Consider the following 15,024-nt stretch of genomic DNA (forward strand, 5'->3'; position numbering starts at 1 on the left):
GGCGGAGCGGGGGGGGGGGGGGGGGGGGGGGGGGGGGCCGGCGCCCCCCCCCCCCCCCCCCCCCCCCCCACCACAACCCCCCCCCCCCCCCGCGGGGGCGCGGCCCCCCCCCCCCCCCCCCCCCCCCCCCCCGCGGGGGGGGGGGGGCGGGGGCCCCCCCCCCCCGGCGGGGGCCCGCCGGGGGGGGGGGGGGGGCCCGGGGGGGCCGGGGGCCCGGGGCGCCCCGCCGCCGCCTGTCAGCCGAACATCAGCTTGGTCGTGCCCCAGAGGCTGTCCGCGCTGATCACCGCCGTCCCCGTGCCGATCGTCGCCGCGCCACCCTTGTAGAAGTAGATGCTGCCGGCGCTGGACAGGGCCCAGATGTCGGGGATGGCGTCGCCGGTGACGTCCGGGGTGCCGCGCAGGTGGGTGACGGGCACGGTGGTGGTGTCCCAGCCCTCGGCGTAGATCTCGTCGGCGCCGGTCTTGGACGCCGCCGCGGTGGCGAGGGAGGCGATGGTGGAGCCGCCCGCGCTGTCGGCCACGCCGTAGCGCAGGTACAGGCGGCTGGAGGCACCCGAGCGCCACAGCAGGTCGGGGGCGCCGTCCTTGTCGTGGTCGCCGACCGAGACCAGGTCGCGGTCCAGCCACGCCGTCGAGGCGATCTTCGTGAGCGTGAGGAAGGTGGCGCCGGTGTAGCCCTCGAAGGCCCACATCTCGCCGCCGGTGGCGGTGGCGAACAGGTCGGCGCGGCCGTCGGCGTCGTAGTCGCCCACGATGATCTGGTCGAACGTCGCCGGGTCCGGGGCGCCGGACGGCAGCCGGACGGTCACCCGCTGGGAGATGTCGACGCCGCCGTAGCCGTCCCCGGGGTAGACGTACAGCTTGCCGTCGGGCATGCGGGCGAAGAGGTCACCGACGCCGTCGGCCGCGACCGCGTCGCCGCCGTGGGCGATCAGCGCCGGCTTGCCGTCGCTGCCCATCCAGTAGCCCGGCAGGTGGTCCTGGCCGTCGCCGTCCGGGTCGGAGAGCAGACCGACGCCGTCGTCCTGGCCGGCCTCCAGGCCGACGTGCAGGTCACCGCTGGTCATCGACGGGTACATGAGCAGGTTGCCGTTGGAGCTGATCGCGTACAGGTCCGCGATGCCGTCGCCCGTGGTGTCGCCGGGCTTGTCGGCGGCGTCGCGCGGGGTGACGTAGAACAGGTACTTGGTGCCCAGGGACGGGTTGCCCGCGCTGTCCACGGCCCGCACGTACAGCACGTTGGGTCCGGCGGTGGGCGGCGTGAGCGACACGGTCGCCGAGGCGCCCGCCGTGACGGTCTTGTTGCTGGCGTAGGTGGTGGTGTTGAAGGACCACTCGAACTTGGTGATGTCGGTGTCCTCGTCCGGCGCGATCGTGAAGTTGCCGGCGGTGCCGAACTTCACCGTCGACCAGATCGATCCGTCCTCGTCGGCCGCCGGGAAGGCGGTCGACGACACCAGCGGCTCGTTGGGCTTGTCGCTGTCGAAGATGAACCGGCACACACCGGGGTCGGAGGTCGGCGCGTACGCCGAGGCCGCCCCGCTGGCGTCGATGGCGCGCACCCGCCAGGAGTACTGGTAGCCGTTGGTGAACGAGGTCTTGGCGACGGTGGCGGATGCCTTGCCGGCGCTGGTCACCGTGACGTTCTTGTCGAGGATCTTGTCGTCGCCGTAGCCGGTGCGCCACAGCTCGAAGTCCAGGTACTTCAGGTCCTGCTTGGTGGAGGTGTCGTCGGGGTCGGAGGACACCGCCGACAGCGTCAGGTCACGCTTGCCGATGTGGATGTAGGGCGTGGTGCGGTCACAGCCGCCGCCGGGGGACTGGGCGACCGAGGTCGGCGTCTTCGGCTTGCGGTTGTAGACCAGGGTGAGCTTGGGCGCGCTGTCGCCCTCGGCCCGGAACTTCTTCCAGGCGTACGCCGAGTCCTCGGTGGTGGCGCGCAGTCCGATCGTCATCGAGGACCAGCCGCCGTCGGCGGCGTCCTGGGCGACGGACTTGGCGTCGTAGCTGACGTAGGCGTCCGGGCAGGACGAGTTGTAGCCGTTCGCGAACGACTTGGTGCCGATCTCCGACTTCCAGTCCGGCTGGTTGTTCCAGGTCGTCTTGGAGGAGATGCTCCCGGTCAGCCACACCTGCATCTCGCGCGCGGAGCACGACCAGGAGTACGTCTCGCGCAGCCGGATGGAGGCGGAGGAGACGTGGGCGCCCTTGATGCTGGTGGACCAGCCGAGGCGGAAGAAGGAGCGCGACAGGCCCCAGGTGGTCGACTCGTAGCCGACGCGCGCCTCGGTGGTGCCGCTGTTGTAGTTGGCGCCGTCGTAGAAGCTGGAGCTCGGGTACTTCTTGTACGCCGTGGTCCAGTTCTTCGTCTTGCCGTAGATCGTGGGGTCGACGAAGACCGGGTAGACGGTGCTCTCGTCGGCGAGCAGGTCCGCGTCGGGGAGGAGGGTCAGGCCGGTGGAGGCGGCACCGGGCGCGGTCAGCTTCGCGTCGGCGGCGGCCAGGTGGGTGCCCGGGTCGGCTCCGGCGAGGCCGGGCAGGGCGAACACCTGCTCGTCGGTGAGGGCGGCGGCGGGCACGCCGTCGGCGTACGCGGCCTGCCGCAGGACGGCCGAGCCGGCCCGGACGGAACCGGCCCCGGCCGAGCCGTGGAAGGCGGCCGGGTCGGCGGTGGACCCCTCGGACGCGGTGGGCTCCTCGGACGCGGCCGGCGCGTCCGTGTCCAGTCCGTCCTCGGGGACGGCGCTCTCGTCGGGAACCGGGGCGCCGGACTCCTCGGAGTACGACGGTGCCGGCTCCGGGCTCTCCTCGACCGGCTCGGGGTCGTCGCCCTCGGTGGTGGCGTACGTTCCCGCGGAGTCCCACAGGTAGGGGGTGGGGGAGACGGCGATCTCCTGGCCGTCGCGGTCCTTGCCGCTGACGACCTTGGTGACCGGGTCCAGGTGGAAGGTCAGGTCCGGCGACGACAGCCCGTACGACAGCCCGGTCAGCGCCGCGTCCTTCGCGGCCTGCGCGCTGTGCACGATCAGGACGTGGCTGAAGCCACTGGCCTGCGCGGTCAGCATGAGGTCGACGCCGTCGAAGACGTTCCGGTAGAGGGCGCTCGAACCGCTGATGACGGGTTCGGGCAGGGTGCCGGGCCAGCTCAGGGTGACGTCGTGGCCGTCGCTGGTCATGGTGGCCAGCTCGGAGTAGTTCTCGGTGGCGTCGGCGACCTGCACGGCGTCACCGCCGGTCGCGACGGTGAAGACGGCGGGCTGAACGGTCGTCACACCACCACGGCCGGAGGCGGAGGCCTTGCGCGCGCGGGAATCGGACGTGGAACCGGAACCGGAGCTGGATCCGGAGCTGGTGGTGGCGCCCTTGCCGCCGCCGGAGAACACGACGGGATCGACCGTGGCCTTGGCGGCCCAGCCTCCGCCGTCCGTCTCGGCCAGGGTGGTGTCGATGGGCTTCCAGACCCCGTTCACCTTGGCCCGTACGGGGGCGCCGTAGGTGACGAGTTCGAAGCTGCCGTCCGGGCGCGCGTACGTCGTGGACGTCTCGTCGCGCAGGGCGGTGACCTCGACGCGCTTGCCCGTGGAGACGGCCTTCTGCTGGGCGCCGTCCTGGGTCAGAGGGCCGTCGTCGGCCTTCTTGGTCACGGCTGGGGAGTCCGCGGTCCCCGGATCGTCGAACCACGGCACGGTGAGCAGGCCGACGCCGATCGCGCCGGCGACTAGTGCGCCCACCCCTGCCCGCCCGCGTCTGGACGCGGGCAGGCCGAAGCGACGACGTTCCATGGTGCTGCGTCCCCTCCCCCTGGAATTCCGGATCGCCCGGAACTCGGTGTGCTCCCTGTGCGTCCCGGTCGTCATACCTGTCAGGTCTCCGGGAAAGCGAGCACAGAGCATGGCTGATGGCGGGGAATTGCGCCACACCGGTCGACTCCCTTTGCCTTTTCGTGACCTCTCGGGCGGAGTCGTCGGGCTCGCTCATACGTCTAGTAGGTAGGGCTGACCAGCGAGTTCACTTGACGGGCAGGGCGTGCGAAACGATCACAATTTGCCCATACGTTACGGACGATTAACCTCCGTTTGGGCGGTTCTTTAGCGCATTAAACCGTCCGGATTGCATTGATCGCGCCCGCGGGAAATGTGCTTGTGACCTAGATCACCGGCCTTATTCGGCTTGTTGACTTTCTGTGAGTACGTGGTTGAACATTCGTGTTCGTCAATGGACCGAACTGTGTGCGCGGGGGCTGCCGCTGTGTGGGGATCGCTGTCATGGAGCGGCAGGAGGGAGCGCGTGAGTACGCGTTCCGAGCGCCGCAGACTGGCGCGGATGCGCGCTGGTGTCGTCGGAACGCTCGTGGTGGGGCTGGCGGTGGGCGTTCTGCCGGCCGCGTACGCGCTGCCGCCGGGTGACGACCGCAGCGGGGTCGAGCTGGTCGATCTTCCGGATGTCGAGCAGGCCGAGGGCGAGGAGGGCGGCAGTCTCGCCGAGCTGACCACGTCCGAGGCGGAGCCGCCGGCCGAGTACGAGCCGACCGAGATCACCGCTCCGGCCGGGGGTACGGCGACCCAGGATCTGACCGGGCTGGCTCCGGGTGATCTGGTGCCGCTGACGCAGGCCGACGGCACCGCGCTGCCGGTGGAGGTGGGTGCGCCGGAGACGGCGACCGCGACGGAGGCCGCCGCCCTGGAGGGTGAGTGGCAGGTGTCCCTCGCCGGCCAGGACGAGCTCGCCACGACGGCGATCGAGGGCGTGGCCCTGACGGTCACCCCGCCCGCCGAGTCCACCGGTGAGGCCGTGATCGCCCTGGACTACAGCGACTTCTCCGAGCTGTACGGCGCGAACTGGGCGGACCGGCTGGAGTTCGTGCAGTACCCGTCCTGCTTCCTGACCACCCCGGACACCGAGGGCTGCTCGGAGCCGACCGAGGTGACCACGGACAACGTGGTGGCGCAGACCGGCACCGACGCCGAGGGCGACCCGGTGTACGAGCGTCGCATCCTGGCGACGGTGGCCACCGAGGACCTGGCCGCGGGCGGTACTTCCGCGGAGGCCTCGACGGCGTCCACCGCCTCCGCCTCGGGTGAGGGTGTCGTCACCGACGGCGTGTACCGCGAGGCGAAGACCGAGACCGGCACGCGCCTGGCTTCCCTGGCCGCCGCGACCGCCGACGGCTCGGGCTCCTCCGTGCTGCTGGCGACGGACTCGGGTTCGGGTTCGAAGGGTGACTTCGGTGCGACGCCGCTGGTGAGCGCCGGTTCGTGGTCGGCGGGCGGCAACTCGGGTGCGTTCACGTACTCCTACACGCTCCAGACGCCGAGCGTGCCGGGTGGCCCGTCGCCGTCGGTGTCGTTCGGTTACAACTCGCAGGTGGTGGACGGCCGTACGTCGGCGTCGAACAACCAGCCGTCGTGGATCGGTGACGGCTGGGAGTACAACGCGGGCTCGATCACGCGGACGTACACCTCCTGCCGTGACGACCAGACCAACGGCAACAACACGAAGAAGACCAGCGACCTCTGCTTCGGTTCCTACAACGCCACGCTGACGCTGGGCGGCACGACGACGGAGCTGGTGCTTCCCGACAGCGCGAGCAGCCCGTTCGGTGACGCGTGGGTCACGGCCAACGGTGACGGTTCCCGGGTGGAGCTGCTGAAGGACGCGAGCCTGGACAACGGTGACGCGGACGGCGAGTACTGGCGTGTCACCACCCGGGACGGCACCCAGTACTACTTCGGCAAGCACAAGCTGGACGCCAACTGGGCCAGCGGCGACCCGGTGACCAACTCGGTGTTCACCGCGCCCGTCGCAGGCAACCAGAACGGCGAGCCCTGCTACAAGTCGGGCGACTTCGCGGGCTCGTTCTGCGACCAGGCGTGGCGCTGGAACCTCGACTACGTCGTGGACACCAACGGCAACGCGATGACGCTGTGGTGGGCGAAGGAAAAGAACTACTACGCCAAGAACAACAAGTACAAGACGCCGGTCTCCTACGACCGCGGCGGCTACCTCAAGCGCATCGAGTACGGCCTGACCTCGGCCGACCCGTACGCCACGCCGATCTCGAAGGTGACCTTCGACGTCGACGAGCGGTGCTTCAAGGAAGGGGAGATCGCCTGCACGGCGGAGGGCGACGAGAACGACAACTTCACCTCCGGCGACTTCGCGAAGAACCGCATCTGGTACGACACCCCGGCCGACCTGTACTGCGCGTCGGGCAAGGAGTGCTACGTCCCCGTCCCCACCTTCTGGTCGCGCAAGCGCCTGGCGCAGGTGACCACGTGGACCCAGCGCACGCAGGGCTCGACGGAGCTGTCCAAGCTGGACAGCTGGACGCTGCAGCAGTCCCTGCCGGCCGACCTCACCGACGAGGGCACGGCCCTGTGGCTGGAGTCGATCACCCGCACCGGCTACGGCACCGACGGCGAGGCCATCACCCTCAACCCGGTCGAGTTCCTCGCCAACAGCCTCTCCATGCCCAACCGCGTCAAGCGCGGCTCCAGCGACCCCAACCCCGCCTTCGACCGCCTGCGCATCGCCCGGGTCGTGAGCGAGTACGGCGGCGAGACGGTCGTCACGTACAAGACCGACGCCTGCAAGGTCGACGGCGAGTTCCCCAAGCCGGAAGAGAATGTCGGGCTGTGCTTCCCGGCGTACTGGAACCCCGATCCGGACAAGGAGACGATCGACTGGTTCCACAAGTACGTCGTCGACAACGTCCAGGAGCTGCCGGCCCTCAACGGCGTCGATGCGATCACGACGACGTACGACTACCTCGGTGACGCCGCCTGGGCTCTGAACCAGGCCGAGTTCTCCAAGAAGAAGACCCGCACCTACGACCAGTGGCGCGGCTTCGCCCGGGTGCGCACCTACACCGGCGACGACTCCGACACCGCGTACGTGTCCACCGAGCGGGGGATGACGGAGACCCGCTTCTTCCGGGGCATGGACGGTGATCCGCTGCCCGGCGGCGGCACCCGCTCGGTCACCGTGAAGGACGTCGACGGCAACACGATCGCCACCGACGAGGAAGCCTTCGCCGGCCGTGTCGCCGAGTCCCTCACCTACTCCTCCGCCACCGCCTCCACCTGGCTGACCCGCACGGTCGACAAGCCGAAGGCGGTCAAGCTCGCGGCCCGCAGTCGCTCCGGCGGCATACCGGACCTGAAGGCCTGGCGCGTTCTGACCCCTGAGTCGCTCACCTACACCCGTTCCTCCGGCGACGGCGACGACAAGCGCACCCTGCGCGTCCTGCGCACGGTCACGGAGTACGAGGACACCTACGGCCTGCCCACGCAGGTGACGGAGTACAACGACTGGTCGTCGGACTCGACGGCCAACAAGTCGGACGACGACACCTGCACGGTGATGACGTACGTCCACAACACCTCCAAGCACCTCATCGGCCTGGCCAAGCAGACGCTGACCACCGCCGGAACCTGCGCCCAGGCGGACACGGCGACGGCGGCCGACTGGATCGACGGCTCCCGCGTCGCCTACGACGGCGGCGCCTACGGCGACGCCCCGACCACCGGCAACGCCACCACCACCTGGGCGGTCACCGGCGCCGGCGGCGCCTGGGTCGCGGACGGCCAGGTCACCTACGACGACTACGGCCGCACGACCTCGACGAAGAACGCGCTGGCCATCGCCAACGGCGAGGCCACGAAGGACACCACGACCTACACCCCGTCCGAGGGCCAGGTCTACTCGATCAAGACGACCAACGCGCTGGGGCAGAGCGAGACCAGCACGCTGGAACCCGGCCGCGGAGTCGCCCTCACCGACGAGGACGTCAACGGCCGCGTCACCACCTACACGTACGACGCGCTCGGCCGCACCACCCAGATGTGGAACCCGAACCGTTCCACGTCCAAGTCCCCGTCGGCGAAGATCACCTACGACACGACGATCGGCTCGCCGGTCTCCATCACGACCGAGTCGCTCACCGACAACGGTGACTACGGCGTGTCCACCGTCATCTACGACGGCATGGGCCGCGAGCGGCAGAAGCAGGAGCCGGCGGTCGGCGGCGGACGCCTGATCACCGACACCCTGTACAGCGCGAACGGCACCGTCAAGCAGACCAACAACGCCTACTACGACAAGGACGAGCCCTCCACCGTCCTGTTCGAGCTGGCCTCGGACTACCAGGTCCCCAACGCCACGCTCTACGCCTACGACGGCCTGGGCCGCACCCTCACCGAGACCCCGTACCTCAACGGTGAGGAGGTCCCGACCAAGGCGACCCGCTACGAGTACGGCCTCGACAACTCCACGGTGATCAACCCGACGGGTGCCACCGCACAGCGCACCTGGTCCGACGCCATGGGCCGCATGGTCCGGGTGGACACGTTCACGGACGCGCTGCGCGCCGCCTACCGCTCGACGACGTACCAGTACGACGAGCGCGGTGACCGCGTCGAGGCGAAGGACTCCGAAGGCAACGTCTGGACGTGGAAGTTCGACGCCCGCGGCCGTGAGATCGAGGCCGTGGACCCGGACGCCGGTACGACCACGACGACCTACGACGTCCTGGACCGGCCGCAGCTGGTCACGGACGAGAACGCGGCCGTCTACACGGTCTACGACAAGCTGTCCCGCTCCATCGAGCAGCACGAGAACTCCGCCACCGGCACGCTGCTGGCTTCGACGACGTACGACACGCTGATCGGCGGCGTCGGTCTGGCCACCTCGCAGACCCGTTACACGGACGGGCTGGCGTACACCACGGCGGTGACCGGTTACACGACCGACTACCAGCCGACCGGCCAGAAGATCTCCATCCCCGAGTCGGTGGCCCTCGCCAACGGTCTGGAGGCGAGCTACTCCTACAGCTACGAGTACTCCGAGTCCGGCTTGCTGGAGGCGGTCAACCTGCCCTCCGTGGGCACCCTGCCCGCCGAGAAGGTGGTCGTCCGCTACAACGAGGACGGCCTGCCGGTCTCCACCTCGGGCCTGGCCTGGTACACCGCGCAGACCTCGTACTCCCCGTACGGGCAGGTGCTGCGCACGGCCAGCGGTGAGAACCCCAACCGGGTGTGGACGACGAACCTGTTCGACGAGGCGACGGGTGAGCTGACCCAGAGCATCGTCGACCGCGAGTCGACCAGCGACACCACGGCCGTCACCGGCCACCGCGTCAACTCCCGTTCCTACGCGTACGACCCGGCCGGCAACGTCACCTCGATCGCCGACACCTCCAACTCGGTGACCGACCGCCAGTGCTTCACCTACGACGCGCTGGGCCAGCTCACCGAGGCGTGGACCGCCCCGACGTCCTGCACGGCGACGGGCAAGACCACGGCGGCCGCGAAGTACTCGGACGGCACGACCAACGTCACGGCGGCGAACAGCGGCTACTGGCAGTCGTACACCTACGACGCGCTGGGCAACCGCAAGACGCTCGTCGAGCACGACCCGGGCCTGGACACCACCAAGGACGCCACCACCTCGTACGCGTACGGCAACGCGGACGGTACCCAGCCCCATACCCTGACCGGCATGTCCTCCACCTACAAGGCGGACTCCGGCGCGCAGGTCACGAAGGCGACGACGCTCACCTACGACGACGCGGGCAACACGCTCACCCGCACGTACGACGGCTCCGAGCAGGCGCTGGACTGGACGTGGGACGGCCAGGTCGAGAAGATCACGGGCTTCGGCGAGAACGGCGCCGGCGCGTGGAAGGGCCTGGCCAACAAGTGCCTGGACCTGGCCAACGCGACGACGACGGCCGACAACCCCGTCCAGCTCTACACCTGCAACGGCTCCAAGGCGCAGAAGTTCCGCATCGACTCCGCGTCCTCCTCGGACCCGTCGACGGGCGCGCTGAAGGTCCTCGGCAAGTGCGTGATCCCGAAGGCCGGCGGCACCGCCAACGGCACGCTGGTCGTCATCGCCGACTGCACCGGGGCCGCGGCCCAGCAGTGGACGGCGACCTCCACCGGCACCCTGAAGCACGTCTCCTCGGGCAAGTGCCTGGACGTGCCGAGCTCCAACTCGGCCGACAGCACCGACCTCCAGCTGAACACCTGCGGCACCGGGGCGAACCAGCAGTGGGTGCCGGACAAGGAGACCAAGTACATCTACGGCGGTGACGGATCGCGCCTGATGGCCATCTCCGCCACCGAGCGCACCCTTTACCTCGGCGAGTCGACGATCTCGGTCAACGCGGCCGGCGGCCCGGCCTACACCGAGCGCTACTACTCGCAGGCCGGCGCCCCGACCGTGATGCGGCACGCCCAGGGCACGGGCACGGCGGAACTGTCCGTGCAGGTCACCGACCAACAGGGCACCGCGTACATCAACGTGGCGCTGGCGTCGGGCAACAAGGTCAAGTTCTCCAAGCGCGACCCCTTCGGCGTCGAGCGGACCGAGGCGACGACCTGGCGCTCCCACCAGAGCTACGTCGGCGGCGACGACGACACCAGCAGCGGCCTGGTCCACCTGGGCGCCCGCGAGTACGACGCGAACACGGGCCGCTTCCTCTCCCCGGACCCGGTCCTGGACCTGAACGACCCGGTCCAGATGAACGGTTACGTCTACTGCGAGAACAACCCGGTCACCTTCGCCGACCCGTCGGGCCTGGCGTCGGAAGGCGGCAGCTCGGAGTACGGCGGCCCGTCGGCATCGGAAGAGGCGGCGGCGAAGAAGACGCTGAACACGTCGGTGGCGGACGTCATCCTGTCCATCGGCTGGGCGGCGCTGAAGGAGTTCGTCGGCTGGGACAGCGTGGTCGGCTGCTTCTCCCGCGGCGACGTCTGGGCCTGCGGTGACCTCTTCCTCAACGCCATCCCGTGGACGAAGGCGTACAAGGCCTTCGGCATCGCCAAGGCGGCGTACCGCATCGCCAAGGCCGTCAACGCCCTGATGAAGGCCAAGGAGAAGGCCCGCAAGATCATCGAGTTGGCGCGCAAGGCACGCGAACTGGCCCGCAAGGCGGCAGCGGCCAAGAAGAAGGCGGCCGCGCTGGCGGCACAGCTGAAGAAGAAGGCCAAGGAAGCCGCCACCCGTCAGGCCAAGAAGGCCGCGCAGAAGACCGGCAACGCGATCCAGAAGGCGCGCAAGACGGCGGCGAAGAAGGCCGAACCCAAGCCGCGGCAGACGAGTGCCGCGAAGAAGGAGTCGTCGGGCGGAGGCGATGACGACAGCGGCGCATCCGGCGCCAGCTGCCCGATCAACAGCTTCGTCCCCGGCACCCGGGTACTGATGGCGGACGGCACCAGCAAGCCGATCGAGGACGTCAAGAACGGCGACAAGGTCCTGGCGACCGACCCCGAGACCGGTGAGACCGCCGCCGAGACGGTCACCGCCGAAATCGTCGGCCAGGGCGTCAAGCATCTGGTCAAGGTGACCGTCGCAGCCGGCGACGGCGAAAAGACCGCCCAGGTGACGGCCACGGACGGACACCCGTTCTGGGTCCCGGAACTGGGCGAGTGGATCGACGCCACCGACCTGGAGGCGGGCGAGTGGCTGCGCACCAGCGCCGGCACCTACGTCCAGGTCACGGCGGTCGAGCGCTGGACCACGCCGTGGGCCACCGTCCACAACCTGACCGTAAGTGACCTGCACACCTACTACGTGCTGGCAGGAACCACGCCGGTCCTGGTCCACAATCAGGGCTGTGGACCTGACGCCGACGAGGGGACGGCGTTGGTGCACGCACACGTCAGCGATGGGAACAACGTCCACTTCACCGTCGAGGTAATGGACGGAGCCGGTGAGATCACCCATTCCGAACTGATGCCCAACGTGGGGCACACACAGACCGCCATTCGCAACTACACCGGATCGGCCGGGACGATGACATTCTCGTTCAGGCTTCCCAATGCCGGGGCTGCACGCGAGTTCCAGGGCAAGAAGATCGGTACCGGTCAAGGGAAGTACGACTTCTTGACCAACAGTTGCCTCACCCACGTCTGTGATGTCCTACGAGAGGGTGGAGTGACGGATCTCCCGGATACCGGAGTGCGCATGGCTGCTTGGGCGAAACGTGGTCTACAGTCGGCGTTCAGAGACGGCTGATCAGCCGGCGAAATGTTCGGCCGGTCTTCGATCGCGGCCCCGGAAGCATCGGGAAACGTCCGAAGACCGGCCTGTGCACCCTGAATCTTTTGAGGTTTGTCACGTGACTGCGGAAATCTCCCCCTATTTGGCGCCCTTCGTCAAAATGGCCTCTGACGGTCGTTTGGGTTGGGACGTCGTCGTGCTGGCCGGCAGGGGAATCTCTGCTTATGCATCCGCCCAGCTGTGGATGCTCAGGGATGGGAAAGCGTCGGGGGATCCCCTGCGGCTCGCCGATGCGATCGAAGAGTTCGGGCTGGTCGTGGAGAAGGCATCCGACCTCTGGTCGGACTACGACGACGGGAAGATGTCCGAGGCGGACCTTCTGGTGCAACTCGACGCCGTCGTCCGTCAGCTGGAGGCCTGGCCGGGGGATGACCCCGACGGCGCGGCCGACGAGTCGTGAGCCGCTGCCGGTGACCGATCGTCATGGAGACGGGAAGGAAATGAGACCTTGCGGGACATGCGGACGATCGCCGCAGCGGTGTGGCTGGCCTGCCTGCTGACCGGTTGCGACGCGGCGAGCGGCGGCGGGGGCGGCGAGGACGGCCTGCTGAAGCCCACCGCCCAGCCGGGCGCCACGGCGCGGGCCGGCGGCCTCGGCGGCGCCGCGCTCGCCGCCCGGGACGCGGACGGCTTCACGGTGTCCACCTCGGCCGACCGCCGCACGGTGCAGGTCACCGAGAACGCCTGCGCCCCGCTCGCCCACGCCCTGTCCGGCTCGGTGGTCGGCAAGCCGGCGTCCACGGTGGTACGGGAGGCGTCCGGCGAGGGCGCCACCGTCACCGTGGTCCTCGCCGAGTACGCCTCCGGCCAGGCCGAGACGGCGATGGACGCCATCGGCACCGCCCTCGACGCGTGCGCGGACGGCTTCACGGCGACGGTCGACGGCGACGAGCACAAGGTCGGCGAGGTCACCCCGGAGCTCGCCCCCGAGGGCACCGACCAGGCGATGGGCCTGGGTGCGACCGTGGAGCGGGACGGCGAGAAGACGGCGGCCAAGGCCGTGATCCTCCGCTCCGGCACCACGGTGGCCTACCTCAGCGGCACGCCGTCGATCCCGGCGGCCGTCCTGGACGCCCAGCTCGTCAAGCTGTCGTGAGCGACGACGGTCGAACACAGAACCGGCATCCGCCGGCCTGACTGACCCCGGACGCCGCTGCCGGGCCGGGAATCCCCCGGCCCGGCAGCGGCGTCCGTGCTCCCTCAGACGGGTCCTCAGTCCTCGACCACCAGGGCCGGCGTGCCCGTCGTCAGGACCTCGCCGCGGAAGAACGCCGGGCTGCGCCGGCGCATCGCCGCCATCAGGACCACGCCCAGGAGCAGCAGGCCGACCCCGATGACGAAGACGGAGCCGACGCCGAGGACGGCCGAGCCGCTGCCGTATGCCGGGTCCCACATGTCGTACAGCGTCTTGCCGAAGACGGCCGTCAGCAGGATGCCGCCCAGCACCGGGAAGACGCCCTTGAACACCGCGTCCCGTACCGAGCGGGTCAGCGTGTCCCGGAAGTACCAGGCGCAGGCGAAGGCCGTCAGCGCGTAGTAGAAGCAGATCATCAGGCCCAGGGCGTAGATGGTGTCGACGAGGACGTGCTCGCTGACGAGCGTCATGACGGTGTAGAAGACGCCGGTCGCCACGCCGGCGACGACCGTGGCCCGTCCGGGCGTGCGGAAGCGGTCGTGCACGCGCGCGTACGACGCGGGCAGCGCCTCGTAGGTGGCCATCGCCAGCACCGTGCGGGCGACGGGGATGAACGTCGTCTGGAGGCTGGCGGCGGCCGAGGCGAGCACGGCGAGGAAGAGCAGGATGCCGAGGGCGCCGCCCATGACGGGGCCGGCGAGGGCGGCGAAGACGTTGTCGGAGGTCTCGGGGTTGGCCAGGCCCAGACCGTCGGTCCCGGCGCCGACCGCCATCTGGGCGGCCACCGAGGTCGTCAGGTAGGAGCCGACCAGCACGACCATCGCCACGAGCGCGGCGCGGCCCGGCGTCCGGTCGCTGCCGACGGTCTCCTCGTTCGCCGTCAGACAGGTGTCCCAGCCCCAGTACATGAAGATCGACAGGGAGAGTCCGGCGCTGAACGCGGCGAACGACTTCACCTCGAACGGGTTGAGCCAGGACCAGGAGAAGTCGAGGTGACCGGCGAGCTCCCCGGAGCGGGCCTTCTGGAGGGCCAGCGCGACGAACACCGCCAGCACCACCAGTTGCAGCGCCACCAGCGCGTACTGCACGCCCTTCGTGGTGGTCATCCCGCGGTAGCTGATCGCCGTCGCGGCCGCGATCAGCAGCAGGCAGGTGACGATGTGGACCGCCTTGTCGCCGTCCAGGGCGGCGATCCGGTCGCTGCCGGTCACCTCGCCCGCCAGCAGCCAGAAGTACGAGGTGGCGACGCCCGCCAGGTTCGACAGCACGATCACCGTCGCGATGACCAGGCCCCAGCCGCACATCCAGCCGACGTGCGGTCCGAACGCCTTGACCGTCCAGGTGAAGGAGGTGCCGCAGTCCGGCACGGCCTTGTTGAGCTCACGGTAGGCGAAGGCGACCAGCAGCATCGGCAGGAACCCGGCCAGGAACACGGCCGGCATCTGCACCCCGACCTCGCCCGCGGTGGAGCCGAGCGTGGAGGTGAGGCAGTAGACCGGCGCGACGGTCGAGACACCGATCACGGCACTCCCCAGCAGGCCGACGGAGTTGCCGCCCAGGCCCTTGCCGCGCACGCCGTCGGCGTCGTTCTGCGTCCCGTCGGTCCGTGACCGCGTCACCGTCTGTGTCATGACACAGGACGTTAAATCATGCGTTTTCCATCGTTGGGCTGCTGATAACCAACCCGCCCTTCCTCGGAATCACAGCCTACGGCAGCCTGTGACCCGATGATTCCTCCCGTGTGCGGGCTCGCGATCTCGCATCGCAAGGAGGCGGCACCGGCTGTCCGGTATTCGGAAACCGCACGGCCGGCCGAAATG

General features: G+C 69.6%; 5 protein-coding genes. 3 read left to right on the forward strand and 2 right to left on the reverse strand.

Going from position 1 to position 15,024, the window contains the following annotated elements; genetic code table 11:
• Nucleotides 1–236: 236 nt before the first annotated feature.
• The gene (locus tag ACFYWQ_RS36585; RefSeq protein ID WP_389522787.1) at nt 237–3,785 is read right to left on the reverse strand and encodes a DNRLRE domain-containing protein; all 3,549 of its coding nucleotides are present in this window, start codon (nt 3,783–3,785) and stop codon (nt 237–239) included.
• Nucleotides 3,786–4,290: 505 nt separating this feature from the next.
• Between ACFYWQ_RS36585 and ACFYWQ_RS36590 the strand changes: the two genes are divergently transcribed.
• From ACFYWQ_RS36590 to ACFYWQ_RS36600, 3 genes are all read left to right on the forward strand, one after another.
• The gene (locus ACFYWQ_RS36590; RefSeq protein WP_389522789.1) at nt 4,291–12,024 is read left to right on the forward strand and encodes a polymorphic toxin-type HINT domain-containing protein; all 7,734 of its coding nucleotides are present in this window, start codon (nt 4,291–4,293) and stop codon (nt 12,022–12,024) included.
• 103 nt (nt 12,025–12,127) lie between these two features.
• On the forward strand, nt 12,128–12,469 hold the full coding sequence (locus tag ACFYWQ_RS36595; protein ID WP_389522790.1) for a hypothetical protein: 342 nt from the start codon (nt 12,128–12,130) through the stop codon (nt 12,467–12,469).
• 57 nt (nt 12,470–12,526) lie between these two features.
• A complete protein-coding gene (locus tag ACFYWQ_RS36600; protein WP_389522792.1) occupies nt 12,527–13,165 on the forward strand; it encodes a hypothetical protein in 639 nt (212 codons plus the stop codon).
• A 116-nt stretch (nt 13,166–13,281) separates the two neighbouring features.
• Here ACFYWQ_RS36600 and ACFYWQ_RS36605 read toward each other — a convergent pair whose 3' ends face one another.
• Nucleotides 13,282–14,835 (reverse strand): APC family permease, encoded by a 1,554-nt coding sequence (locus ACFYWQ_RS36605; RefSeq protein WP_389522794.1) that lies wholly within the window; start codon nt 14,833–14,835, stop codon nt 13,282–13,284.
• Between the last annotated feature and the right edge of the window lie 189 nt (nt 14,836–15,024).

The sequence above is a fragment of the Streptomyces sp. NPDC003247 genome (genome assembly GCF_042888135.1).
Lineage (GTDB): Bacteria > Actinomycetota > Actinomycetes > Streptomycetales > Streptomycetaceae > Streptomyces.

Bases quoted from the DNA above. Each gene is read 5' to 3' on its own strand.
- ACFYWQ_RS36585 (WP_389522787.1), bottom strand. From the start codon at position 3,785: ATGGAACGTCGTCGCTTCGGCCTGCCCGCGTCCAGACGCGGGCGGGCA.
- ACFYWQ_RS36600 (WP_389522792.1), top strand. From the start codon at position 12,527: ATGCGGACGATCGCCGCAGCGGTGTGGCTGGCCTGCCTGCTGACCGGT.
- ACFYWQ_RS36605 (WP_389522794.1), bottom strand. From the start codon at position 14,835: ATGACACAGACGGTGACGCGGTCACGGACCGACGGGACGCAGAACGAC.